We start from the raw sequence: 23,886 nt of genomic DNA, 5'->3' as shown, positions 1-23,886 counted from the left end.
AAACTTTTAGATTGTGTGCATTTTTAAATACAAAACAGTTTTATCTTGTAAAAAATATTCAGGAGTCTATACCGTTATTGTTCTAAATGTTAATTATTTATCCAAATAAATACCCAATCATGCTAATTCTTAGCGTACCCATTAGCAAAGGGCATTCTTTATATCAAATATAGGATAGCTATAATTAATGAATTAAATCGTATGACTATCTTATTGTAGGAACAATTTTATGTGCTTTAAAACTTCATCAGGTGCTTCTGTTGGCGGATGATGAGCGACGCCTTCCAATACAATAAGTCTACCATTAGCTACGTTATCACTGATTTCTTTATTGACTTCAATAGGGGTAGCTTGATCTTTATCACCACAAATAACAAGGGTTGGTACTCGAATTTCTGGTAAATAAGATCGAATATCTTGTCGTTTAATTGTTGCTGCATCAATAGCTAAACACAGACCGACTTCATTATAAGTGTGCATTAGCCGTCTTTCATTAGCAGCCTGCTCTGTATTACTATTTATCCATTCAGATGAGTTGGCAAGTGATTGTATTCGTATAAAAAGTTGCTCTTTCTCGTCAAATGAACCTTTAGCAATAATATGTTTTATTTCTTGCCATCTTGGTAACCTTTCACTATATTCTTTGCGTGCAGAGGTGCCTATTACTATCAGATTAGCGACGAGTGATGAATCTAAAGCAGCAAGTAAAATCGCAATCATCCCTCCCTGACTTTGCCCTATCAATGTAACGGGAGATAGTTTTAATTCACTAATAAATAAAGCAATATCTTGAGCCAATTCCTCCAGCGTCCAACCTTGTTTAGGATAATCACTGTGACCGTGTCCGGGTAAATCAAACGTGATACAACGATAATTCTTTTCTAGTTGTGTAACCAGAGACTCGAAAATAGCTCTATCGGCAAATAATCCATGCATAAAGATTAATGTAGGACCGTTTCCTAGGTCAGAATAAGCATATCGTGTGCCGTTAAGTTTAATTTCTTTTTTAGTAAAATCGTTAGTAAAGTTAAAACTCCGTGATAATAGTAATGAATCTTCGAAAATATGGTATCTAGCAATTTTTCCGTCACGTAAAGTAAAATGGATAGCCATATCGCTGCTAATAAAATGGCCAGTTTTATTTACTGAATAACGAAAATCACCCAATACAATCGCTTCATTTCCGTCAATTAATGTATTGTTAATATTGACTGCAATAGGATTTAATTGCTTTGGAAAAGCTCTCATCCAGTTGGTAATTTGTTGCTTACCTGAAGCAAGACCAATACTAAAAATATTAGCATCGCCATCTACATGCCAGACCACATCTTCCGTCAGTAATGAAAGTGCTTTATCGATATCTCCTTGTGCAATGGCTTTAAAATAGCTTTGTATAATATCTTTGGTGGGTAATGATTTTTGTTTATTTGTCATTAAATGCATCTCCATTAAGATCAGTGAATCTAACGATTTGTCAGAAACTTGATAAATCTATGCTATGCCATTGCAATAAAGATGAAAATGCAAAATAATGCCAGACTACTTTGCAAAAATAGAAAACATGCGTAATTAAGATAATGAAGAATCAATTAAATTGGGATGATTTACGGTATTTTTTACATATTGCGAGAACAAATAATTTAACGCAATCGGCACTGGAGTTAAAAGTCAGTCAGTCTACCATTGCTCGAAGAATTAGTGGTCTAGAAAAAGATATAAAAATTACACTATTTACTCGCCATCAAACTGGATATTTTTTAACTGATCAAGCAAAAGGTATTTTTCAATATGCGCTGGCTGTAGAAGCTAAGATAATGGGATTTGAATCTGCTGTCGATTCAGTAAAAGATGATGTGGCAGGTACCGTGAAATTAGCGACAGCAGAGAACATGGCGATTGAGGTGATTATTCCAGCATTACCAAAACTATATCAAAAATATCCTAATTTACGCTTAGAAATAGTGACTAGTCCCAATACTGTCGGTTTTCTAAAGCATGAAGTTGATATTGCTCTGCGCTCTGTGCGACCAGAACAAGATAATTTATTAGTCAGACGTGTTGGAAAAATGTCATATAGCCTTTTTGCGCATACAAAATATCTGGCTAATTTTAAGAAACCTTACACCAAGCATATAGATCAGTATCAGTTTATAACTTGGGATAGTGTTTATTCTCATCTACCTAGTGCCCGCTGGTTAGCCAAACATATCCCGAATGCTCAATCAATTCTTGCAACAACCAGTATCGCTACTCAGTTAGCTTCAGTAAAAGCTGGGTTAGGTATTGCTGTATTGCCGAATTTATTGACTGCACATGATAAAAAGCTGATTGCTATAAAAGAAGATGTTTTTGCAGATGATCTTTGGATAGTATCTTATGCGGAATTACGCTCATCAAAAAATATAAGAGCAGTTATTGATTTTATTGTTCAGGAACTTAATGAATTTAAATTAATTGATTCATAATAGCGCAGTGCGGGCTCTATGGGGAATTTGGATTATACATTTTTCATTAACTCCATTTATAAATGCAACAGGTCTTAGTTGTGTTTGGATTAACTGCATCCCTACTGTTCAAATAAAGGATATGACGGAGAATTACTATAAAAAGTTAATTATTGCTAACACGCATAGGAGTAACAAACAGCAAACAAAAAAGCACCTGCCCAACATTAGTACCATGATACTTATACCGTTTCATAGTCTGATGGGCTTAGGTGGTTTTATATCAGTAGGCAATGCGCTTCAATCGCTTATGAAGATTGCTGACGAGCATATTCAACCATATCTTTTGGGTAATACATAAAACGATGTAATGTACTATCATCAATATTTTTTAAATATGCAACGGCTGCTGCTTCAAAACACCAGTAGCCATGGAAAGAACAACAATCTCTGGAGTCTCCTTGTTGCAATAAGTGAATATCAATATAAACATTTCCTGCTTTACGTAGCCCATCGTACCAACGACGCAAGTATTCATCTAAGAATTTTAAAGTATCTTTAGGTTTTTCTGCATGAATCGCTTTATAAAGAGGATTACGAAAGCTGAGTGATCGCGGTGTTTTTTCTTCAGTAATCGGATAGTTAGAAATTTTCATGGCAATCAAACTATCTAACGCTTTTTCTCGATTTTCATAATCTAAATCGACCGCTTTAACAATCGTTTCTAACCAGTCTTGCCGTCCAAATAAAATACATAAACCTAATAAATTTGATAACATTTCTGCTTCAAAGTACTCGGTTAAAATTGAAATATATTCCCTTTCATCAGGATGAGCGTGATTATATCGCTCAATACAATCAATTGAATTTTCAGTATAATTTATTACTTTCTCCATCGTCGGCAATAAATCAGCAATCGGTCTACCTGCTGTATAATCAAGACATAATTGTTGATAATAGAGATCTATCAATGATGCTAGTAAAGGATCTTCAGAAGCTTGTGCCTTTTTTTTAAATTTGTTTATCTCCCATTCAAATCTTTCTTGAACAAATGGATAAAAATCTTCATCCAATAATTTTTGGCGACGTTGTTTTTCAAATTCTGACATCTTTATTTCATTTCCTTGGCTTGCTTTAATACCTTTAATTTAGTGAAAAACTACATGTATAGCAAAGTTTTATCCATATTAAAATAGGCTGAAATAGGTGTCCCTGTCAAAGAGCTTTGTCGTCAATATGGTATGGTAGTGTCTACTTTTTATAAATGGCGAGATAGATATGGTGCTAAGGAATCATCGGATATTAAGCGGTTAAAACAAAGGGAAGCTGAAAATCGTAAACTTAAACAGATGTATACTGAATTAAGTTTAACCTCTCAGCTTTTAATATTGAGACAATTTGGTACTCTGATAATTTTTTCATATTGAAATTTTCCTTAAAAATATTATAGAGAATTTTCTACTTTTTTATGTACTATTTAGGTGATAGTTACAATCCTTTTGTGTATTTTTTATTTTTTCAGACAACATTCTGCTTTAGCAGTTTACCCTTGTACCTAATTTTTGAACAACACCTATTCGGCAGTAAACTCATCTTTTCAATACAAGACTTTAAATCACTAAACATAAAATCACTAGCAAATTATAATAGTGTGTTGATCATGTGGTATACAGATTCTTTTGCAAAAGAAGCAATTGAACTGGCGAAAAGGTAGGGATTTAAAATTAAAAAATTAAATTATTTACTTAAGTTAAACTCAATAAAAATCATCATTATAAAATAACTAAAAGCATGAAAAAAATGGGTTGTAGGAATGCTAATAACGTATTTCATTTAATTAGTGATCAACTCAAATTCTGACTTGGTAATTATACTTAGATTAATAGTAAGTTTGCCCCATAAAACGATCTGGTTCGATGCTGTGCAGTATATTCCTAGTTGTGGTAAGCCTAAGGTCAGTGTGAAATGGATTACAAAAGAAAAAGCAAGCATCTTAATTCAAAATCTTAAATTAAATTGGATGAAAGACGTTGGTTTTTTTGTCCTTCCGCAAGTGCTTGTATAAGCAAGATATTCACATTAACGTGGCACAATGTTGATTTTGTTAATCCAATAGCGACCGTAACTAACGAAAATGCAAAATCAGGGAAAGCGAGAGCTTTATTATTAAACAATGATGCTATCAAATTATTGAGAAAATTACGATTTAAAAATAATTGCGAATATGTTTTTTGTTCAACAAATAAACGACTTTACGATATCTATAGAAGAGATTTTGAACGGATTTGTACGTTATCAAAAATAGAAAATTTTCACTTGTCCATGATTAGCTTCACACTTGGACTAGTTGGCATGTTCAAGCGGGTACACCTCTTTATATTCTCAAATATCTTGGCGGATGGGAGACTTTAGAAATAGTGTATAAATACACCCATTTAGATGCCGATCATATGCTCAGTTTTGTTAATAATGTCACATTTGCGGTACTAAAGCCATTGAGTGGCACATTATCGAAAGCAAGTAACGATTAAAAATTTATTCATATCAATCTGTTAATGGTGGCCCCTACTGGACTTGAACCAGTGACCAATCGATTATGAGTTTTTTGGGGTGGGGTTTTAAATCAATAACTTAGTTATTAATCAATAGGTTAGCTATACATATAAAAACATATTAAGCGCTATAAAATCATTTTCGATCGCCAATTTACCGCCATTTTTTATTTAATTTGGTGTTATTTTATTTTGAATAATATGAATCAGTTTTTTTAATTAATCATGTTCTAGTGGATTCAACCTTACTGCATCTTCAAAATGATCGGGGGCAAAGTGGGCGTAGCGCATGGTCATTTTGATGTCGGTGTGGCCTAAGATTTTTTGTAGGACTAATATGTTGCCACCATTCATCATGAAGTGGCTGGCAAAGGTGTGGCGTAATACATGGGTTAGTTGGCGATCAGGTAGTTCGATGCTGGTTCTATCTAGTGCCGAGCGAAAGGCTGAATAGCAGGCGGTAAAAAGCTGGCCATGTTTATTGGGAATTTGTTTAAATAGTTCTTCACTGATAGGAATGGTTCGATTACGTTTACCTTTAGTATTAATATAGGTGATCTTACCATCTTTGACTTGTGTGCTTTTTAAGCTTTCAGCTTCGCTCCATCTGGCGCCGGTTGCTAAACAAATTTTAACAATAATGGTTAAATCGGACGCACTACTCTGCTGACAAGAGTTAAGTAAAGCTTGAATTTGTTCTTTGGTTAGATAAGCCATCTCTTGTTCATCCGTTTTGAATGAACGAACCAGTTCTAAAGGATTTTTATGTTGCCACTCCCCCAATCGAATCAACTCGTTAAACATCGCTTTGAAATAGGTTAATTCAAGGTTCATTGTTCTGGGCGCAACGGTTTTAATGCGGTCGGTGCGATATATCTCACCTTCAATTCGTTTTTGGCGATAGTTGGTAAATTGTTTGGCAGTGAAGTTTGTTGCTAATGGGTTATCCATACATTCACAGGCAAATAGCATGGCTTTTAATCGAGTTTGACCATCTTTTAAGGTTTGACCATGCAACGCGTACCAGCTTTGGATCAATTCCGATAAACGGCGTTTATCTATTTTTTCATTGATCCATGGTTTTTGGTTAGTTTGCTCTTCAAGATAATTTTCATATGCCAGCGCCTCCCCTTTGGTGGCGAAGTTTTTACGGATTCGACGTCCACCAGGGAGGTATTTTTCAAATAACCATTTTCCATTGGGTTGTTTTCTTACTGACATAAATACTATTAATTCTAAATTAAATCAACTGTCCTTTTAATTCACTAAACTCTTGTTCAGTAATAGCTCCCTTATCTTTTAGGCTTGCCAATCGCTCAAGTTTAATAAGAGTTTCATCAGAAATAACCGTTTCTTTAGATTGTTCATCATGCTTAAATTGCCCTTCACCCGTTGCTAACCATTGTAATGATGCACCTGTTTCATCCATACATTTAACAACCAGATCGGAAGGAAAGAGATCACGTCGATAACGGATCGATAAGCTTGCTGCAGAAGTACCTAAATAATTGCTGTACTCTACTTTGGATTTAAATCCATAAGCCTTAATGATTCTATCTAATACTTTGGCACCACCAGAATTAAAATTAATACTCATCTTAAATTAAGCCTAAGTTAATTAAAAAATAAAAATATGATTGACATTAAGCTTAGCTTAATGATAAATTATATTTAGTTTAATTTTACATATAAATACACATAATTACACATAAGCATATTTATGTTAGGAATAATGCACCATGATGACAACAATTTCAATCACTATTTCTTCTCCTTATGTCACTGTTGACGAATTTGCTCGAGTTTCGGGCATGAATCCACGTACCGTTAAAAAATATGTACACGAAGGATTGCTGCCAACGAGAAAGAAAAGGGTCACAGGCAAGCATGACCGTTCGACAACATTAATTAATATGACCGCCCTTACGCTTGAAGGTGCGAAGGCATTTAATCCAGAACTAAATTTGAAGGAGCAATGATATGACTCAAGCTATCTATTTAAGTCAAAAATCAACGACGCAACCGTTAGTCATTTTTATTCAAACAAATAAACATAATCCAAGTGGATGGATTGAAAAAAGTAATGGTAAAACCGTTAAATTATGGCCAGTTAAACATCGCTAAAACTAACTAAAACCAATTGATAACGCCTTTGTCTTTTTCGAAAGACATGGCTCTTTTTTGATTCTAACTACAGTCATGCAAGGAGCACCGATGAATAATATTGAACGAGCTCGTCAACTTGAACATATAAGACATTTATATCAATTAATTCATGGACATCGCAGCTTAGTACGTAGCAATTTTAATCGGCTAAAGTCTGGACAAAAAAGACTGTTATTAGCTGCAGCAGGCATAACACCATTAAGCACAAGTTTAGCGTATTTAGAACGTAATCTGAACTTTGATCAGCTCAACGATAATGAAATAGATAATTTAGAGATAGGACTTCGCCGGTTGCAAGCAATCGTTGATGTTTTTGCCCACTGTGAAACACAAGATTTTAGCAAACAATAATATATATGAGGAAAACTCTATGAACTCAAGCAATATCACTCAATCGAAATTTCAAGATATATCGGGACAAATTAAACATGAAACCGAACAACGACTTTGTGATCTTTATATAAATCGCTTAATGCAAATAGGCGGTCATATTTTAGATCAGGATTTAACCGCTAGTGAAGTAAATGAGCTGCTTAATCAAGAAGCTGAAAAACTCCGCTATCAAAGCTATGAGACGGATGCCTAATGCGAGATATTGTAGACCAAGCGAATGATTTGGCTCAACTTGAACTGGATAATCTATTAGCTAATCGACAAACCTTTGCCGGTGAATCAGCAAAAGACTGTATAGAGTGTGGTGAGCCAATCCCTGAAAAACGTCGACAATTGCTAAAAGGTTGTCAACTATGTGTCAATTGTCAAAGTATAAAAGAACAGTTTGCCAAACGATAATTGCTACTGAGAATCTATGACCAGCCTAACTTTATCCTTGCCTATTATTCCTGCTAAAAATAAACACTCTTTATTATTAGCTATGCGTGATTACTATGAAAATACAGGGCAATATTTACCTACTAAAAAAATAGTAAGAACGCCAATTACTAGATTTGATTGTAGTAAAAAAATGCCACAATCTATCAGCTATAATGAAATGAAATTGTGGCAAGTTGATCAAGAAGATCATCCATTTCGTGCGCAATACTTCACTGATTTACCTGATTTTTTAGCTGGTTATTTTGCTGATAAATATATCAATCTGTTCCAAGCTGAAGGACGAAAAGCTGCCAACAGCTTTTTACGGCAAACCTTAGGCGGCAATATTCAAGCACGATTATCGCAAGTTAAAGCACGTTATCAAGCTGCTAGTCCTAGTGCCTTAGCAATTAATTTTGCTAATGAATTTATCCAATTAGCTACACTAGGTACAAAAAAGTTAGCAAAATTAAGTGTTGAAATAGCCAATTATCTCAATAAACACATCCAAACCTGCCTTGCGGATCAGGACTTTTGCTTGACCGCTAATCAAATTGAAAATAATAGCTTGGAGCAAAAGCTCTATCGTACTGTGTTAAAGGAATTAAGTGGTATTAACATTGCTCCACCCTATTTTAATGATTTTAAAAATCACAAATTAGCCAATGATAATTGTGTTAAAGCATTAGCGAAAATAACTAATTATGAATGGTGGCAACGCAAATTAAAGACTCGTCGAGATTTTGAACATGAACATTTAGCCATTGCGGTCGGTCAAGTACAAAAAAAGGCATCGCCTTATGCTAGTCATAGCTGTCAAATGGAGTGGAAAGAGCAAAAACGTCGCAATCAAAAATACCTTGAAAAAATGATGATTGAAAATCAAGACACTGGCGAACAAATTCCTCTCGATTTGCAAGTTTATAAATCCATTGCTAACCCAGCAATAAGACGGGTGGAACTGATGACGCGCATGCGTGGCTTTGAAGATTTAGCAGATCAGCTAGGTTATCAAGGCGCTTTTATCACTTTGACTGCACCAGCAAAATATCACAGTGTGCATGCGAAAGGCGGTTTTGTTGAAAACTGGCAAGGCAATACTCCACGAGAAACACAAGCCTATTTATGCAAAGTATGGGCACGAATTCGGGCTAAATTAAATCGTGAGAATATTCAATTTTTTGGTTTTCGAGTTGCCGAACCTCATCATGACGGGACTCCTCATTGGCATATTTTAGTCTTTATGCGCAAAGAAGATATCCAAAGAGCTTTTTATACCATGTGGATATATGCCATGGATGAAGATGGTGATGAAAAAGGGGCAGCGATCAATCGCTTTGAGTTTAAAGATATTGATAAACAAAAAGGATCGGCAACAGGTTATATCGCCAAATATATTGCCAAAAATATTGATGGATATGCGCTTGAAAACGAAATTGATACCCAAACAGGTGAAAAATTGCAACAGTCATCTAAAGCCATCACCGCTTGGGCTAGCCGCTGGAAGATTCGCCAATTTCAACAGTTAGGTGGTGCTCCAGTCAGCGTATGGCGAGAGCTGCGTCGGTTGAAAAGTAAAAAAGTAACCGATGCTATTATCGATCCAGTATTAGCTTCAGCCGATATTGGTGATTGGGCGGCTTATACCGCTCATCAAGGCGGACCTTTTGTCAAACGCAAAGACATCAAAGTCCGCCTTGCTTATGAGGATAAAATAAATCAATACGAAGAGATCATCAAAAAAATAAAAGGGGTTTATGCACCAATCCATGGACTCGCTTCTTTTATTTGCACGAGATTAATTAAATGGAAATTAGTTTCCAAAAATAACAGTTTGAAAACTAAAGATGCATCATTATTGCGGGCGGAACGCACGCCTTGGAGTTCTGTCAATAACTGTACTCACATAAATAATTCTAAGCAGCAACGACAGATCATCAAACAACAACTGAAAATTATTGGCTTACCAGATAATGATTTAAATGTGAATCGCCTTTACTTAAGGCAAAGTATCAAGCTAAATGCCCGTCAGCATCTTCTATTAACTGACGCCCTAAACGGCCCTCATCTAATCGTTACTAACCATTGTATTGAGCCCCAAAAGAGACCGCCAAAACGAATTTATAACCATGAATTTTAGTATAGAAAAATAGATGATATACAGTATTTTTATGGTTCAAAAAGTAAAGAAACGTAAATAAAAATTTATAAATATCAATAATATGAATTAATCTATAATTTTTTTTAAGTTTTGAAAAAAGACTTGATCGAAAAACTAATTATTATATACTGAATATAATTACAGTATTAGAGGCGACTAAAATGGATGAATTAGAGAGAATTAAAACAATTGAACGGGCTGAGTTACTTTCACGAATCATAACTGAACATGTTCATTTACGGGAAAATGATAAGGATATCATACTGTTTTGGTTTCGAGATTTACTTGAGCCATTAAAAGAACAAATGGTCACAAAACAGACTGATAAACCAAATGATTCATAATCAATTCGGATAGTTGAAGATAGTTCATCCCCGCTTAACAACAATCATCAACTATCCCTCCTCTATTTTTCTTCTCAACCGTCTAAGGATTTTGAGGATAAGGATTTTCAACCGCCAAATAACCCTTCTTTAAATCATTACCCAATAATTGCCTGGTCATGTAGTCACTGCCGCTAATTAACTTTCCATTCGCATTATTGCTATCCACTTTTTAAAGTGAGTTAACGTTTTAAATCCATAATAAATCAACGGTATTCATTGTCGAACGGCAAACGACAAATTATCATTATAAAATAATTGTAACATAATGATTATTATTGGTTTTTTAAGGTTGTTTTTTAGGTATTTAAGGCCTAATAATTAGGTTTACCAAGCATGGCACTGTATAATTACACAGTGAAAAGTCCGATTAATTCAACAAAATCTTAAGAAAAAAGGACAAAAACATGGTAATAAGAAAACCTATTGTAGAAAATTGGGATAGTACTGATCGCATCTATTTTAGTGAAATTAAAGATGGCGATTTACTGTCAGCCCAAAACATTGCTTTATATAACGATCCTAATAACACTTTAAAAATTGATAAGGAAAGGCTGCTTTGCTTACCATGCTATTTTATATTAGGCAGTGGGCGTTTTGAAGAGGACATGATAGCCTATAAAAGACCATTTAATATCATTTTCCCTTGTTATAAATCTTTTTCTACTGAGCAACTCATATCAATTGGCAAACAATATCAAATTTTTGTACGCTTTAATTCCTATTTAGCATGTGAAAAAACAAAATATTTTCCTCAAAATATAACTCATTGTCTATATGAAGCTTACGGGAATAAAGTTGAGCCATCTTCTCTATTACACCTTCATGAAGGATTTAAGATAAAACCGGCATCCTACCAAGAAAAAAGAAATATTATTTTCAACATTGTTAAAAGAGCAGACAACGAAGAGATTGAATACGCTATTTTTTCAATAAACAACGAAATTTATCCATTAAGAACTGATGCATACCTAGGTAATGAATTTGGTTCGGCTTACCTATCAATTGAGAATATAGCTAGTTTGCCTACACAGTTTAAACATTTTTATGAATAACGGCTTAATTCACTAACCCAAATGGCTATCAAGCTGGCAAAAATTTAAACCATATCTTAGTGGCCATGTCTATTTTGAGAATCAATTATGCCAATTAAAGATCCTGATAATGTAAACTGGTATGCGGTCATTTATTTGTTCATCATCACCGCGCTCGGTTCACTAGCCAATTACTTTTATAACGTTTTAAAAGGCAATAAATTTCGTATTGGTATCCTAATCGCCCAGATGTTAATTTCAGCTTTTGCTGGGGCGCTGGCGATTTTAGCCGCAAGTTATTTTGATTGGCGATTTGAATTAGCAGCAGGAATTGCTGGCCTAGCAGGTTGGTCTGGCGCAACATTAATTAAAACCTTGGAAGAAAAATTAATTAAACATACTAAAGGAGATAAACAACAATGAAATTAACCGAACATTTCTCATTAGAGGAATTTACCTGTTCAACCACCGCAAAACGGTTAAAAATAGAGAATAAAATTCCCGATCACTTGATGGCAAATATTCAATTTACGGCCCAAAAACTCGAATTAGCCAGAGCAGCCTTAGCCCATCCAATTATCATCACATCAGGCTATCGATGCCCAGCTCTAAATTCTCAGGTAGGCGGTTCGCAAACTAGCGCCCATACCAAAGGTTTGGCGGTTGATTTTCACTGTGCTTATGGAACCCCTAAACAAATTTGTCAACGTTTAATCGCTAGCGGCGTTGAATTTGACAAACTTATTCAAGAGTATAATCAATGGGTTCATATACAATTTAGCCCTACCTGTCATCGCCAACAAGTCCTAACAGCAGTTAAACAAAATGGCAAAACTATTTACTTACCAGGATTAGTATGAATAAAACCAACTTTACAATTGCTTTTGCATTTATATTACTTATTTATATCATCTGCGATTTACTGCATGATAAAAAATTAGCACAAAATGAGGTACTTCAATTGTCGCAAAAATTAGGTCAATTGGAACAATCAATTATTAGGAACAATCAACTTATTGCTGACAATGAGCAAAAAAAACAGTTGATGGAGAACCAGTCATTACAAAATCAGGAGCAGATTAGTGATCAACTCAAAGAGAATTATTGCGCTAACCAGTTGGTGCCTATGCCTATTTCTGGTAGCTTGTACAACCGAGCGAAAAATCTTCGTGAGTCAACCAATACCCGCTAATTTACTCAATAATTGTCAGCCAAATTTACCGCCTAAACCAATGACTTTTGGTGATAGCTTAAAATACAATGAACATTTATTGAATGTCATTGAAAAATGTAATGCGGATAAAAAAACTATTCGCGAGATTAATAACGCCGAAAGCAATTAATTTTGGATTAACTGATTGACAATACCTTTTCGTATTGTATCCCAATTTTCCACAATTTTGCTTGATTGCTTAAAAACGATTTAACAACGACCATAATCGTAACTAATTGTTTATAAAGAGTGACCCCCACATCTCGGCGGTTCAAAGGTTTTCAGATCGACAACTTTGTCTACCGCCGAGCCCTATTTTATTGATAAATCGGCGATGTCGCGGTTAACAATAAGTCAATAATCAACTTTGGAGTAATTGAAAAATGATTGTTTATACTATGCAAAATGAAACCATTGATGCATTAGCCTATCGAGTGTTTGGTAAAACGGCAGGCATTGTGGAATTAATTTATCAAAATAATCCAAAATTATGTGAATTCCCGGCAATATTACCGATGGGAACTGAAGTAAATGTCCCTGAAACGGTAGCCGAAAAAAATAAAAATTCCATCAACTTATGGGACTAATTTAATGACAGAACCCACCAGTTTAACTTTTACCGCTGTTTTTAGTGCTTTTTCAGTTTCAATGATTTATCCCAACATTGAAAACGGCATTATTTTAGGTGCACTTTGTGGTTCGATTTTATTAGTCATTAGTGAAGAACGCCTTTGCGTTCTGCGACGCATCATCTTATTTTTTATCTCATTTGCTATGGGATTACTCTTAGCTGAAATGACACTCTATTTATTAATACCCATTTTTCCACTTAGCATACAAAGCAAAATACCGCTTGGTTTAGGCGCTTTAGTTTCCTCAGCAATAAGTGTTAAATTGTTACTTTGGTTGATTAAAAAATTTGATAATCCAACTGAATTATTCAATATCTTCAAGGACAAAAAGCCATGATAACGACTATCAATGCTATTTTTTGTTTAATGATTGCGGTGCGATTATTTACCTTCGACCGCACTAATTGCCGTTACAAAGTTAAATACAGTTGGTTGGCATGGTTAATGATTGTCTCGAGTGTAGCGGTTTGCTTATTTTCATTTTTCAATTTGTTACATCGTGCTTACCTAGCACAGATTGTGATGAATTTAACATTATTACTCTGTTTGTTAAAAAGCAAAGGAAATATCGGTACGCTTTGCCAAAAACCAAAATCAGGTAAAAAGAGAAAATAGTAATGAACATTCACAATATTAAAGGATCTGTATGAAAAAAATTAATCAACTAAAACAATATCTGTTTGCCAAAGATCTGCTAAACGCTAATTTAGCGACAGAAAATCAATTTATCATCAAAAATGGCATTGTTGAGCCTTTTGCAATTGACAATTCAGGATTTCAATATCATTTCACCTTGACAATAAATTTAGCTGGTTATTGCTACCCTTTTAATAATTTAATGGCCAGCATAGTCAATTGGATGCAGGATAATCAACCAGATGCGTTAATTAGTAGTCAATCATGCCAACAAGCAATTAAGTTCAATGTTGAAAATATCGCTGACAATCAATGTGATTTAACCGTTGAATTAAAATTATCAGAACGGATCAAAGCGACAAAAAAACAAGATAAACTGGAATTTGATTCATTAACAGATCACATAATATTGCAAGAACCATTAGAAAAGTATGGCTGTTAATAACTTCAACTTTGCTACCAAATAAAAATGCTGATATTTGTCAGAACGTGTTAAATTTAATGAATAATAGCTGTTTTTAGGGGTTAAAAAACCCCGTTCCTCAACTTTTTTTGATGTCAAAAAGTGCTCTCCTCAAAATTTTTACTGAAGATCTTTAAACCAATAATTGTTTAGTTGATGATTGAAGATTATGACTATTGTTGTAAATTTCTGCTTAAATAATTGACCTAGGTAATATTCAAATAAAACGAAAAGTTCAAAATAGACAAGCTATTATCTGTTCAAAACCGCTTATTGAGGTTTTTATTAACATCTGATTTCAAATGGATAAGATTCAATTTAACTAATCCATTTTACTAATACAAAACCAGCCTTTAGAATTTGCAAAACTAAATAGCCATAATAAGACATTAAAAATAGAACGTGGGAGTTTTTTATTCAGCCCAAACGCAGTTAACATCTCTCACCTTAAGGGAACATTCACCTGAATATAACTCGAATTATATAAAACCCTTATTTAGAGCAAGTGATCTATATTTCCAATAAGTGCGCGCTTTATAAGTCTTTCTAAACTTCTTATTCACCAGTAAATATTCCTGCGCATATAAAGAGCAGTTTAAGAAGCTTATCCTTAACTTTAAATTAATTTATTGATTTCGATTGGATTGTCATTTTTCACACAAATTAGGCGAGAATCAAACTCTATTAAGTGATGAAATAACCCGCTATCTATATCAAAGAGATCATACTTTCCTAACGAAATTCCTACACCCATTTCAATCATTTGATCTTGAGGTGCAATTAGTTTTTGTCCATTTAATAGCAAAAATAAATAGCCTGACAACATACCCGTTCTTTTATTTGCATTAGCAAAATGATGATTTTTTATTAGACTTTCAATTAGCAATGCTGTCAGCTTAAAAACATTTTCTGTTTGAGCAAGATATCTATATTGGCTGGGTCTTGCTTGAGAGGAAGCTAGTAAGTTCTTATCGCGAAAATCAAATAACATTCAAAGTCCAAAAACTAAATTAACAACAGAAACGATACGTAGAATATTTAATTCAGCGTACAAACAACTATATAGTCCCATACATACTGAAGGTGGAAGATATCGAACTTGGTCTGCACACAGCGCTAGAATTGGTGCTGCCATAGATTTAGCTGAACGAGATACAGGGCTAACACAAATAATGCATGAGGGAACATGGAAAAAACCAGAAATGGTTATACGTTATATTCAAAAACTTGAATATGATAAGGGACCTATGCAGAATTTTGATATTGAAATCTAAAAATTTTAACCTATCGACAGCTTTTTACCTATCGACAGCAATGAAAATTTATATTTTAAAAATTTCGCACGAAACTTTTAAGACTTTAGCGTTTTGCTTACTTAATTATCTTGATAAATCTGTTCATTAATCAGATGATAATAGATGATTAAATGAAAATTATTGCATCTATATAGGTAGCTAGCCTATTTCAATAATTAGCATAATAATATGTCATTGTGTGACAATTTTAATTAACCCGTAGAGGTAACTATCCCTCTATTTGGGGTGGTGCCTCTACATTTTTTGGAGGCACTTATAATGAAAAGACTTCGTCTTTTAAAAAGAGTGATCCGGCTTTGCTTAATGCGCTTACCTTTAGAGAATATTGCAGATAATGTTCGAAAAATTGCATTAGTCTTTATTCCTGCCGGCGCGGTTGGCTTAGTGGTGACAGGCGATAAAATAATTGTCTTTGAAGCTTTATCGATGATTAGTGGAGGGGTAATAATTTACATTTTATCCTTATTAATAAAAATTATTTCAGAAACAAAGTCTAAAAGAATAAGACATCAATTGAATAGTTTTATCTGTTCATTTATGATTTTTTTAAGTAAGTTATTTTTTATTTTGGCTATCATTTGTACAGTTTTTTATAGCCTTTGCTGATATTTGGTGACTATTATGAATATTCTTCTAATTGTTTTATTGCTTCTTCTTGCATTTATTTTTTATGTAATTGGATATGCTGGACGTATTCAAAATAATAAATTAGCTCAAAGACGCAAATTAAAAAAAAGAACAGACGGTTTCAAGTAAAACACGCTTGAATTATCTGCATTAATAAGATTAATTTATCAAAATTATTTTTTAAATTTTAACAAGAGGTGCAATGTCTAAAGAAAGCAATTTTAAACTCCATGTTACTTTAGTTGAAGATGCCATTAAAACCCTGTGTGAAGAAATTCATTCTTATTCACCGACATGGTTTATTTTGTCTGAAGTCGAAACTCTCTATAAATCTGATGAAAACTAGAAAAATGATGGAAGTTCCTGAAGGAAAAACCATTTCTGGAGCTTCAATTCGTTTAGGTGTACCTAAAAATGGGGTTCTAGGTGTTGCTGAAGGAGTTGAAACAGCATTGTCAGCATTTCATGCAACAGAAATCCGGACATGGTCTACTGTGAATACAGGGACCATGGAATCATTTATTGTCCCTCAAGATATTCAGATCGAGCCAATCCATACCGTGTTAATTTGGGCGGATAAAGATAAATCAAAAAGAGGAGCAATAGCGGCGGGTATTTTATCAGCAAGGTTGCAATCAGAAGGTGTGCGTACGTATATTCTCACTCCAAACGATCCTATACCGCCAAAGGCAAAAGGAATAGATTGGAACGATGTTTTACTCAAACATGGACGCGCTGGTTTTCCCTGAGCTTCATACCTACGAGAGTTTCTTTCAAGAAATACTTAAGCTATAAAGCATATAAATAAAAAAGCCCTTCGGGGCTTTTTTTGCTGAGTAATTTATGTAATGAATTTTTGATATATTTAATCTTAACCAATTAATAAAAAATAATTTCAACTAATTAAAATATATTTCAGTAGACATTCCAATATAAAGAATATCTCTCTCAACATTTTTTATACTTTTTATATATGGATTTATAGACATACAACCACCTGATTAAATGATATTGTATAAATTAAAAATCCAGCAAATCAGGATTAATACCTAATGCGCTAGCAATTTTAATTCGTGTTGCTTTTCTTAAAGTTTGACTTTTTTCATATTGAGAATATGCAGATTGAGTTATCCCTATTTTTTGGGAAACTTCAATTTGAGATAGTTTTAAATATTCACGCCACGCTTGAGCTGGTGAATAGTTATTATCAAAAACCAGATTAACAACCTCACTAGGTACACCTGTATCAGTGTTAATTTGTTTAGTGTTCGATAATTCTAAATATTGAGCGTATGGTATAACCACAAACTGTGGTTGCCCTTGTTCATTATTAATAAACTGTATGTTATTAGTAAGTGCGTTCATCTCGTTTTTTCACCTCTTCGATAGAAACAATATGAATAATGCCATCAAAATTAAAAAACACTCGATAATTTCCAACTCTTAATCTGTACTGATATTTGTAATTAGTCAGAGATTTTACATTAATGCAATTCGGCATGTTTGATAGTTCATCAATTTTATTACGAATCAAAGCGTTATTTGGAATTTTTCTTAATTGTTTTAATGCTTTTATTTGGTAAATAACTTTATTCATATATTCGTGTTAGTTGATTTCTATATAAGCATTATATAAGAAATATAAGATATTTAAAGAAAAGTATAAGTATTTCATCACAAACCGCCATCTGGCGGTTTTTTATTGCTCCGAATCCTTAAATAACATACCATTACCAAAAAAAGGAGAATAGTATGAAAAGAATTGCGTTGTTTGGATAGGCTACACTCATTATCCGAAATAAAAACAAAGTTATAATGTTACAAATAATTATTTAATTTTTTAAGATATACAGTTACAAGAACTTTTTGATCACTATGGTTATTTTTTACTACTATAAATTTTAATAGTGATGAAGGATGTCCCCATATTTCAGTATCACTTGTTTTATATTTAAGTTTTTTTAAGAAATTAGAAAAAGGAGTTATATCAAATTGTTGTAGTTCTGTATGCTGTAATTGTGTAATTAATGATTTAACAGGATTTTTGGCTTCTCCGAAAATATTTCTTTTTTTATATTGCTCTAATGCATGTTTAGTCAAAATTACATCGCCAAACTTAGTCTTTATCGTGCTATTTTCAATTGCATTACTTTCATCAATGTCACTCGAAATAACTTCAAATTCAGAATCATCTATAGAACTGAAATCAAGCCCAATCAGCGGTTCGGGTAGGTTTGGATGACTTTTCACTATATTTATATTGACACCGGCCATTTCGACACTAAGAAATCTGGCATAAGGGATTAATTCTTTCTTTGTTGATTTTTTATTAACAAGTTTTTTTATGGCTCCGCTAGATACATTTAATTGATAGCCGTTACCACCAACAATATCTCTATTAAATACTCTTTTTATAAATAAAAGATATTTTATTGCTAATAATTCAGATTGAATTTTTACATCAATTATAGGATCACATTTAACTAAAATTACACCGTATTTTGATTGTCCAGTCCACCATGCAACATAGGCAGAATTATCATCATTTTGCTTTATTATTGTGTTTAATTTCATCATTTTTATTTATCCTTTTGATTAACGGTAAGTTATCTGCTAATTAAACAATACCGGTCACGTTTAAATATTAGTGGAGGGGTAATAATTTACATTTTATCCTTATTAATAAAAATTATTTCAGAAACAAAGTCTAAAAGAATAAGACATCAATTGAATAGTTTTATTTGTTCATTTATGATTTTTTTAGGTAAGTTATTTTTTATTTTGGCTATCATTTGTACAGTTTTTTATAGCCTTTGCTGATATTTGGTGACTATTATGAATATTCCTCTAATTGTTTTATTGCTTCTTCTTGCATTTATTTTTTATGTGACTGGATATGCTGGAGGTATTCAAAATAATAAATTAGCTCAAAGACGCAAATTAAAAAAAAAGAACAGACGGTTTCAAGTAAAACACGCTTGAATTATCTGCATTAAAAAGAAAGGGCTTCATTGCCTTTTCTTTTATTATAAAATTGAAAATATAATTCCATCCAACAATAAACTTTGTAAAGCCTGCTTTCTAGCAGGCTTTTACATTTTTATAAATAAAAGAAAAACCAAACTTTTAAATTGCTATTCTGTAAATAATAGTTATTATTAATAGAGAACAAATAAAGAAGGAGCTAAAAAATGGCATTATTAACTTTCTTTTTATTATTTATAGGTTCAATTCTTCTTTTGGGTGGGTATTGCGGACATTTACAAAACAATAAAATAAAAAAGAAAACAACTCCTAAGAAGTTACAATAAGATTAAATTATCAAAATTATTTTTTAAATTTTAACAAGAGGTGCAATGTCTAAAGAAAGCAATTTTAAACTCCATGTTACTTTAGTTGAAGATGCCATTGAAACCCTGTGTGAAGAAATTCATTCTTATTCACCGACATGGTTTATTTTGTCTGAAGTCGAAACCCTCTATAAATCTGATGAAAAAAATACTCCAGAGAAGATATCTATAAATCATATGAAAGTTGATAAATCAAATATTTCAACTTTATTAAAAAAGTCGTTTGGTAATTTTTACACAGATCAAGTAGATGATGTGTCAACTAAAATAACAAAAAATATCCTGGTTTAGTCGTATTACCACCTGATGCTCGAAATAATATAGTAGCAATAGTTGAACAAATAAATAATCTAAAACTTAAGTGTCAAGATGCATTTCACGCCCTAGCTTCAAATCATCATTCTCGATTCGACATTGCACATAAATTATTCCCAATGCTTATAAATTTTCAAGTTTTCCGTAAAATTCCCTTACCATTGTTATCAGGAGAACTGTACAGTATTAAATTTTATTGGCGAGAAACAATGTTAACCAAGAAATACCAAAAGTGTGACATTCTCAATTATCTATTTAACAAAAATAGCTGCTATTGCAGATCAATCTAAAATTTTTAATAAAAATCTTGAAATCTGGAACAATATAGATGAATTACTCGAATAGGCTCTTTAGGTGTTTGTAACTTTATCAATAACGAATTTATTAAGATTAAATCGTCCATGGGGAGATAATTGATCTCGTCAATAATTTCTCCAATTTGCGATAAAGACATTATCTAAACCTTTGATAGTTCTTTCATGGTTTCTTTATAGTGCGAAAATCTAATAGAAAAAGCATTTAAAATTTGATCGCCATGAGCACAATCTTTACCCAATGCTGGCTTTGCTTCAACCTCTACTTGCCTGTCACGTGGAGGAATGTACAGACGTTCTTCCTTTATTTGTGCGTGACCCATAATTTTCACCTCATGAATTAATATAAAAAAGTCAACAATCACTTTGAATGTTAACTTTAGTTGGATTATAAATACCATAAGGTAAATAATAAAAAAAATTAATAGTTGGTATATATTTAACAATATCTAGATTTATAATATTACATCTTAGCAAATTATTTATTAAACCATAGCACAATTGATCATTTTTAAACTACCTACACGGCAGTGAACAGTTCCCTCAAATTATTCTAGCATAACAACATAAGAACCTGTTGGTTATTGACGAAAGGCACCGTTTTGACGTACAATCTAAATATTGCACAAATAGAGGAATTCATCATGAATACAGCAGTAGAAATAAAAAAAGAGCGGTTAAATCTTCGTATGGCATCAAATGTAAAGGAGAAGATAGAACAAGCGGCTCGTTTTCAAGGGAAAACAGTTAGTAATTTTATATTAACTTGCGTTACAGCTCATGCTGAAGAAATTATTTCAAATAATAAAATAAAAATGTTGAGTGAACAAGATGCAATTAATTTTATTGCAGCTCTCGAAAATCCAACTAAATTAAACGATAAATTATCTGCCGCTTTTAAAAGGCATTCTGAACGGGTTTTAGCCAATGAATAATGATCCAAAATTATCTATACAAAAACTCCAATCACACCATAATAAATCATCATTCAAATCGGGAGAATCGTCTCTCGATAATTATATACAAAAACATGCTAGCCAAGATGTTAAGCGAAACCTATGTAAAGTATATGTTGCCACGAATGGGCTCGACTCTTCTGATATATTAGGCTATTACTCACTCTCTTCACTATCAATTGCGTGTAAAAAACTGCCTCCTGACATTGCGAAGAAATTACCCCGATATCCCATACCTGCAGTTTTATTAGGCAGATTAGCAGTAAGCCAATCTATTCAAAAAAATGGAATAGGAGAATTATTGTTGGTGGATGCAATAAAACGAGTTAAAACTATTGACCAGATTGGGATTTATGCAATGATAGTTGATGCTCTTAATATGAACGTAGTTCCTTTTTACCTAAAATATGGCTTTTTATATTTGGAAGCCAACTCCACACAATTATTTTTACCACTCAAGTCATTTAATAAAAAATGAGCCTAAATCTAAAGTAAATGTCTCAATTTAGTAAAAAAACGCCTTATGCAATAAGACGTTTTTATTATATGGTCATAATTTGTATTTAGATGACAGATTTAGAGTTATTTATCTTCCCAAATGACTTACAAAATAAATCAAAATATTCTTACTTCCGAAGTTCATATAGCCGATCTACTGCATCAAAGATAGCTCCCTCTACATTCAATATAGCCTCAGATATAAAATAAAAACTACCGTTATACCCCATTGTTTGGATTTGCTTCAAGAAACAAACAAAGAAGCATTGCTCAATAATGTTCTATCTCAACATTTTCGAATAGTTTAAGTTAAAACGATTGGCAATTTTCTCATAAAAAGTATCAATATCACCTTCTTCCCACATTTTCATAAGCTAGGACTCAAGTTGTGAGAAATGGAGATTAAATTCAACTTTTTCACAAATCTAATATAAAAGTTCATATTTTCTAATATGATCAATAATATCTTGGTTATTATCATAAAAAAATTGATAAACAAAAAAATCAAATTTATCTAATAAATAAAGTGTTTTAATTTTAGATTTTAGTCGTTCAACCATTGGGTATATAAATACTAAAACCTCAGCTGCGTTATAATTAACGTACTTATCCATATGAACACCAACTCTCTGGTGTAGGTCATCTAGATATTCATTTGAACTTTAAGGTTGTCCCAAAAGTTTAATAACTTCATTAAGTGCCTCAGAATTTTTTTATTAAAATTAATAAAATGTTCTGCAACACAAATTATAGGAGAACATATCCCCCGTAAAAGGGGGACAGTTCTCCCTTCTACGGGTTATTAAACATCTTCTTCAGCATCAGATTCTGATAATGGCGAAAATATCCGCATTGTTTACAATCAATTTTTACTTAAAATTAACTTTGTGGTCGTCTTCTAAACGATTATATCGAGTAAAACATCATTCCAATCTATTGCTTTTGCCCTTGGCGGTATAGGATCATTTGGAGTGAGAATATACACACCTTCTAATTACAACCTTGCAAATAAAATACCCGCCGCTGTTGCTCCTCTTTTTGATTTATCTTTATTCGCCCAAATTAACACGGTTTGGATACCTTGATTTCAAAACCACCTACTCGGTAGTAAACTGTTTAATTAAATGCTTGACTTATCAAACTATTTTCTAATCTACTTACCCGGTAGTAAACAAATTGGTTGCTGGTGCGATTTTGTCGCTTATTTTCTAAACTACCTACTCGGTAGAGACTATAATCATGGTTTTGGCATTGTAATAGTTTTAGATTCTTCTGTAACGGCTTTTGTTTTTGCTATTTTGACAGCCTTTTCAAAATCCTGCCTACCACTTTTCCCGAATTCATCTACTTCATCGTATTTATCTAATTTATTAGGGTTTTTAATATCTAGCTCCCACAGCCCAAGATAGAGTGCCTCATAAAAGTTTTTGGGAGCATCTTCTTCATTTAACTCGTTTATATTATTCATCGTTTTTTCTAAAAAACTCTGAAAATAACTATCGAACGTTACGCAATTTTTCAAAATTGGAAACATGACGTTATCTTTAGTGCCAACACATATTAAATCAAGTTTACTGCCCTTATTAATATTCATTGCGTTATCTTTATTTTTCAATTCTAACGATACATATTCAAATTGATTTTCACCGTTTGCCTTGACAAATGCGTCACCACTTAAATCGTTTTTTACGCTAGATGCTACAGTTTTGATATTAATGATTTGATTATTATATTTTTTTTCATATTCGTATTGATTATTGCTATATTCACTAATTAATTGAGATGCATTTACTCTAGGTATCACGTGACGAATATTTGATTTTCCACCATCTCTAAAAACTGCTATATCTTTTTTTATTATCATCTCAATGAGTCTTTTTGCATTATCATTAGCAAATGAGTTAAAACTAGCTAAAGTTAATATAGTTAAGGCAATTATTTTTTTCATGTTTCGTTTCCATTTATCCTGAATTTTCCAAACTACCTACACGGCAGTGAACTATCTGTAAAAAA

The 23,886-nt window shown here is 32.8% G+C and carries 38 protein-coding genes and 1 CRISPR repeat array (1 of these 39 cut by a window edge); of the genes, 26 read left to right on the top strand and 12 right to left on the bottom strand.

The annotated features are described in order from the left end of the window. Positions 1 to 210 precede the first annotated feature (210 nt). Positions 211 to 1,434 carry an alpha/beta fold hydrolase gene (locus AC5LXI_RS08615; protein ID WP_493441965.1) on the bottom strand — a complete coding sequence of 408 codons (1,224 nt, stop codon included), beginning with the start codon at positions 1,432 to 1,434 and terminating at the stop codon, positions 211 to 213. 143 nt (positions 1,435 to 1,577) lie between these two features. Between AC5LXI_RS08615 and AC5LXI_RS08610 the strand changes: the two genes are divergently transcribed. Next, on the top strand, positions 1,578 to 2,465 hold the full coding sequence (locus tag AC5LXI_RS08610; protein WP_493441964.1) for a LysR family transcriptional regulator: 888 nt from the start codon (positions 1,578 to 1,580) through the stop codon (positions 2,463 to 2,465). 287 nt (positions 2,466 to 2,752) lie between these two features. Here the strand turns inward: AC5LXI_RS08610 and AC5LXI_RS08605 are convergent, their stop codons facing one another. Continuing rightward, a complete protein-coding gene (locus tag AC5LXI_RS08605) occupies positions 2,753 to 3,553 on the bottom strand; it encodes a PoNe immunity protein domain-containing protein (protein ID WP_493441963.1) in 801 nt (266 codons plus the stop codon). A 93-nt stretch (positions 3,554 to 3,646) separates the two neighbouring features. Here AC5LXI_RS08605 and AC5LXI_RS08600 point away from each other — a divergent pair, with 93 nt between their 5' ends. Both AC5LXI_RS08600 and AC5LXI_RS08595 read left to right on the top strand, forming a co-directional pair. Then, positions 3,647 to 3,871, top strand: a complete 225-nt coding sequence (locus AC5LXI_RS08600; protein ID WP_493444281.1) for a transposase — start codon at positions 3,647 to 3,649, stop codon at positions 3,869 to 3,871. A gap of 589 nt (positions 3,872 to 4,460) precedes the next feature. After that, positions 4,461 to 4,856 (top strand): tyrosine-type recombinase/integrase, encoded by a 396-nt coding sequence (locus tag AC5LXI_RS08595; protein ID WP_493441962.1) that lies wholly within the window; start codon positions 4,461 to 4,463, stop codon positions 4,854 to 4,856. Positions 4,857 to 5,215: 359 nt separating this feature from the next. Here the strand turns inward: AC5LXI_RS08595 and AC5LXI_RS08590 are convergent, their stop codons facing one another. After that, positions 5,216 to 6,217 (bottom strand): phage integrase, encoded by a 1,002-nt coding sequence (locus AC5LXI_RS08590; protein ID WP_493441961.1) that lies wholly within the window; start codon positions 6,215 to 6,217, stop codon positions 5,216 to 5,218. 19 nt (positions 6,218 to 6,236) lie between these two features. After that, positions 6,237 to 6,593 carry a helix-turn-helix domain-containing protein gene (locus tag AC5LXI_RS08585; protein ID WP_493441960.1) on the bottom strand — a complete coding sequence of 119 codons (357 nt, stop codon included), beginning with the start codon at positions 6,591 to 6,593 and terminating at the stop codon, positions 6,237 to 6,239. A 142-nt stretch (positions 6,594 to 6,735) separates the two neighbouring features. Between AC5LXI_RS08585 and AC5LXI_RS08580 the strand changes: the two genes are divergently transcribed. The 16 genes from AC5LXI_RS08580 to AC5LXI_RS08505 all read left to right on the top strand — a co-directional run bounded on the left by AC5LXI_RS08580 (position 6,736) and on the right by AC5LXI_RS08505 (position 14,476). After that, positions 6,736 to 6,975: a MerR family transcriptional regulator gene (locus tag AC5LXI_RS08580; protein ID WP_493441959.1), complete on the top strand. Its 240-nt coding sequence runs from the start codon at positions 6,736 to 6,738 to the stop codon at positions 6,973 to 6,975. 1 nt (position 6,976) lies between these two features. Beyond that, positions 6,977 to 7,120 carry a hypothetical protein gene (locus AC5LXI_RS08575; RefSeq protein ID WP_493441958.1) on the top strand — a complete coding sequence of 48 codons (144 nt, stop codon included), beginning with the start codon at positions 6,977 to 6,979 and terminating at the stop codon, positions 7,118 to 7,120. Between the two features lie 90 nt (positions 7,121 to 7,210). After that, positions 7,211 to 7,513, top strand: coding sequence for a hypothetical protein (locus AC5LXI_RS08570; RefSeq protein WP_493441957.1), 303 nt, complete (start codon positions 7,211 to 7,213; stop codon positions 7,511 to 7,513). A gap of 19 nt (positions 7,514 to 7,532) precedes the next feature. Continuing rightward, positions 7,533 to 7,748 carry a DUF2732 family protein gene (locus AC5LXI_RS08565; protein ID WP_493441956.1) on the top strand — a complete coding sequence of 72 codons (216 nt, stop codon included), beginning with the start codon at positions 7,533 to 7,535 and terminating at the stop codon, positions 7,746 to 7,748. Then, the gene (locus tag AC5LXI_RS08560) at positions 7,748 to 7,954 is read left to right on the top strand and encodes a TraR/DksA family transcriptional regulator (protein WP_493441955.1); all 207 of its coding nucleotides are present in this window, start codon (positions 7,748 to 7,750) and stop codon (positions 7,952 to 7,954) included. The genes AC5LXI_RS08565 and AC5LXI_RS08560 overlap by 1 nt, the downstream gene beginning before the upstream one ends. A 16-nt stretch (positions 7,955 to 7,970) precedes the next feature. Next, positions 7,971 to 10,115, top strand: a complete 2,145-nt coding sequence (locus tag AC5LXI_RS08555) for a replication endonuclease (RefSeq protein ID WP_493441954.1) — start codon at positions 7,971 to 7,973, stop codon at positions 10,113 to 10,115. A gap of 182 nt (positions 10,116 to 10,297) precedes the next feature. Then, entirely contained in the window at positions 10,298 to 10,480 is a 183-nt protein-coding gene (locus AC5LXI_RS08550; RefSeq protein WP_493441953.1) for a hypothetical protein, read from the top strand. A 446-nt stretch (positions 10,481 to 10,926) separates the two neighbouring features. Continuing rightward, positions 10,927 to 11,574: a hypothetical protein gene (locus AC5LXI_RS08545; protein ID WP_493441952.1), complete on the top strand. Its 648-nt coding sequence runs from the start codon at positions 10,927 to 10,929 to the stop codon at positions 11,572 to 11,574. A gap of 87 nt (positions 11,575 to 11,661) precedes the next feature. Continuing rightward, positions 11,662 to 11,976 (top strand): phage holin family protein, encoded by a 315-nt coding sequence (locus AC5LXI_RS08540; RefSeq protein WP_493441951.1) that lies wholly within the window; start codon positions 11,662 to 11,664, stop codon positions 11,974 to 11,976. After that, complete coding sequence (locus AC5LXI_RS08535; protein ID WP_493441950.1) at positions 11,973 to 12,413, top strand: D-Ala-D-Ala carboxypeptidase family metallohydrolase; 441 nt, start codon at positions 11,973 to 11,975, stop codon at positions 12,411 to 12,413. The genes AC5LXI_RS08540 and AC5LXI_RS08535 overlap by 4 nt, the downstream gene beginning before the upstream one ends. Beyond that, positions 12,410 to 12,745, top strand: coding sequence for a DUF2570 family protein (locus AC5LXI_RS08530; protein WP_493441949.1), 336 nt, complete (start codon positions 12,410 to 12,412; stop codon positions 12,743 to 12,745). Before AC5LXI_RS08535 ends, AC5LXI_RS08530 begins: the two co-directional genes overlap by 4 nt. Beyond that, positions 12,723 to 12,896 (top strand): Rz1-like lysis system protein LysC, encoded by a 174-nt coding sequence (gene lysC, locus AC5LXI_RS08525; protein ID WP_493441948.1) that lies wholly within the window; start codon positions 12,723 to 12,725, stop codon positions 12,894 to 12,896. Before AC5LXI_RS08530 ends, lysC begins: the two co-directional genes overlap by 23 nt. A 253-nt stretch (positions 12,897 to 13,149) precedes the next feature. Next, complete coding sequence (locus AC5LXI_RS08520) at positions 13,150 to 13,353, top strand: tail protein X (RefSeq protein WP_493441947.1); 204 nt, start codon at positions 13,150 to 13,152, stop codon at positions 13,351 to 13,353. A gap of 4 nt (positions 13,354 to 13,357) precedes the next feature. Next, complete coding sequence (locus AC5LXI_RS08515; RefSeq protein ID WP_493441946.1) at positions 13,358 to 13,735, top strand: putative holin; 378 nt, start codon at positions 13,358 to 13,360, stop codon at positions 13,733 to 13,735. Further along, a complete protein-coding gene (locus AC5LXI_RS08510; protein ID WP_493441945.1) occupies positions 13,732 to 14,013 on the top strand; it encodes a phage holin family protein in 282 nt (93 codons plus the stop codon). The genes AC5LXI_RS08515 and AC5LXI_RS08510 overlap by 4 nt, the downstream gene beginning before the upstream one ends. A gap of 31 nt (positions 14,014 to 14,044) precedes the next feature. Continuing rightward, a complete protein-coding gene (locus tag AC5LXI_RS08505) occupies positions 14,045 to 14,476 on the top strand; it encodes a phage tail protein (RefSeq protein WP_493441944.1) in 432 nt (143 codons plus the stop codon). 637 nt (positions 14,477 to 15,113) lie between these two features. Here AC5LXI_RS08505 and AC5LXI_RS08500 read toward each other — a convergent pair. Together AC5LXI_RS08500 and AC5LXI_RS08495 are read right to left on the bottom strand one after the other, a co-directional pair. After that, the gene (locus AC5LXI_RS08500) at positions 15,114 to 15,488 is read right to left on the bottom strand and encodes a type II toxin-antitoxin system death-on-curing family toxin (RefSeq protein WP_493441943.1); all 375 of its coding nucleotides are present in this window, start codon (positions 15,486 to 15,488) and stop codon (positions 15,114 to 15,116) included. Continuing rightward, complete coding sequence (locus AC5LXI_RS08495; RefSeq protein WP_493441942.1) at positions 15,489 to 15,632, bottom strand: hypothetical protein; 144 nt, start codon at positions 15,630 to 15,632, stop codon at positions 15,489 to 15,491. A 439-nt stretch (positions 15,633 to 16,071) separates the two neighbouring features. Here AC5LXI_RS08495 and AC5LXI_RS08490 point away from each other — a divergent pair, with 439 nt between their 5' ends. The 3 genes from AC5LXI_RS08490 (at position 16,072) to AC5LXI_RS08480 (ending at position 17,189) form a co-directional block, all read left to right on the top strand. After that, entirely contained in the window at positions 16,072 to 16,419 is a 348-nt protein-coding gene (locus tag AC5LXI_RS08490) for a hypothetical protein (protein WP_493441941.1), read from the top strand. Positions 16,420 to 16,642: 223 nt separating this feature from the next. Beyond that, positions 16,643 to 16,786, top strand: a complete 144-nt coding sequence (locus AC5LXI_RS08485; protein WP_493441940.1) for a hypothetical protein — start codon at positions 16,643 to 16,645, stop codon at positions 16,784 to 16,786. Positions 16,787 to 16,790: 4 nt separating this feature from the next. After that, positions 16,791 to 17,189, top strand: a complete 399-nt coding sequence (locus AC5LXI_RS08480) for a toprim domain-containing protein (RefSeq protein ID WP_493441939.1) — start codon at positions 16,791 to 16,793, stop codon at positions 17,187 to 17,189. 271 nt (positions 17,190 to 17,460) lie between these two features. Here AC5LXI_RS08480 and AC5LXI_RS08475 read toward each other — a convergent pair whose 3' ends face one another. The 3 genes from AC5LXI_RS08475 to AC5LXI_RS08465 form a co-directional block, all read right to left on the bottom strand. Next, the gene (locus tag AC5LXI_RS08475; RefSeq protein ID WP_493441938.1) at positions 17,461 to 17,805 is read right to left on the bottom strand and encodes a helix-turn-helix domain-containing protein; all 345 of its coding nucleotides are present in this window, start codon (positions 17,803 to 17,805) and stop codon (positions 17,461 to 17,463) included. Beyond that, positions 17,789 to 18,037, bottom strand: a complete 249-nt coding sequence (locus tag AC5LXI_RS08470; RefSeq protein WP_493441937.1) for a type II toxin-antitoxin system RelE family toxin — start codon at positions 18,035 to 18,037, stop codon at positions 17,789 to 17,791. The genes AC5LXI_RS08475 and AC5LXI_RS08470 overlap by 17 nt, the downstream gene beginning before the upstream one ends. A 221-nt stretch (positions 18,038 to 18,258) precedes the next feature. Beyond that, entirely contained in the window at positions 18,259 to 19,017 is a 759-nt protein-coding gene (locus tag AC5LXI_RS08465) for a hypothetical protein (protein WP_493441936.1), read from the bottom strand. A 779-nt stretch (positions 19,018 to 19,796) separates the two neighbouring features. Here AC5LXI_RS08465 and AC5LXI_RS08460 point away from each other — a divergent pair. Together AC5LXI_RS08460 and AC5LXI_RS08455 are read left to right on the top strand one after the other, a co-directional pair. Further along, entirely contained in the window at positions 19,797 to 20,081 is a 285-nt protein-coding gene (locus AC5LXI_RS08460) for a hypothetical protein (protein WP_493441935.1), read from the top strand. 29 nt (positions 20,082 to 20,110) lie between these two features. Next, positions 20,111 to 20,395: a DNA replication terminus site-binding protein gene (locus AC5LXI_RS08455; RefSeq protein WP_493444280.1), complete on the top strand. Its 285-nt coding sequence runs from the start codon at positions 20,111 to 20,113 to the stop codon at positions 20,393 to 20,395. Positions 20,396 to 20,562: 167 nt separating this feature from the next. On the opposite strand, the gene AC5LXI_RS08450 is transcribed toward AC5LXI_RS08455, so the two are convergent. Continuing rightward, positions 20,563 to 20,742 (bottom strand): hypothetical protein, encoded by a 180-nt coding sequence (locus AC5LXI_RS08450; RefSeq protein ID WP_493441934.1) that lies wholly within the window; start codon positions 20,740 to 20,742, stop codon positions 20,563 to 20,565. A 321-nt stretch (positions 20,743 to 21,063) separates the two neighbouring features. Here AC5LXI_RS08450 and AC5LXI_RS08445 point away from each other — a divergent pair, with 321 nt between their 5' ends. Further along, positions 21,064 to 21,354, top strand: coding sequence for a type II toxin-antitoxin system TacA family antitoxin (locus AC5LXI_RS08445; RefSeq protein WP_493441933.1), 291 nt, complete (start codon positions 21,064 to 21,066; stop codon positions 21,352 to 21,354). Then, the gene (locus AC5LXI_RS08440; RefSeq protein ID WP_493441932.1) at positions 21,347 to 21,853 is read left to right on the top strand and encodes a GNAT family N-acetyltransferase; all 507 of its coding nucleotides are present in this window, start codon (positions 21,347 to 21,349) and stop codon (positions 21,851 to 21,853) included. Before AC5LXI_RS08445 ends, AC5LXI_RS08440 begins: the two co-directional genes overlap by 8 nt. 445 nt (positions 21,854 to 22,298) lie before the next feature. Here the strand turns inward: AC5LXI_RS08440 and AC5LXI_RS08435 are convergent, their stop codons facing one another. Both AC5LXI_RS08435 and AC5LXI_RS08430 read right to left on the bottom strand, forming a co-directional pair. Then, positions 22,299 to 22,487, bottom strand: coding sequence for a hypothetical protein (locus AC5LXI_RS08435; RefSeq protein WP_493441931.1), 189 nt, complete (start codon positions 22,485 to 22,487; stop codon positions 22,299 to 22,301). A 623-nt stretch (positions 22,488 to 23,110) separates the two neighbouring features. Further along, positions 23,111 to 23,821: an OB-fold protein gene (locus AC5LXI_RS08430; RefSeq protein ID WP_493441930.1), complete on the bottom strand. Its 711-nt coding sequence runs from the start codon at positions 23,819 to 23,821 to the stop codon at positions 23,111 to 23,113. Positions 23,822 to 23,845: 24 nt separating this feature from the next. Further along, positions 23,846 to 23,886: direct repeats of the CRISPR family, unit length 28 nt (it continues 527 nt past the right edge of the window).

It is taken from the genome of Gilliamella sp. LMG 34361, from assembly GCF_984569075.1.
The sequence above is the reverse complement of the archived record's forward strand: the minus strand, read 5'-3'. Positions and strand labels throughout refer to the sequence as shown.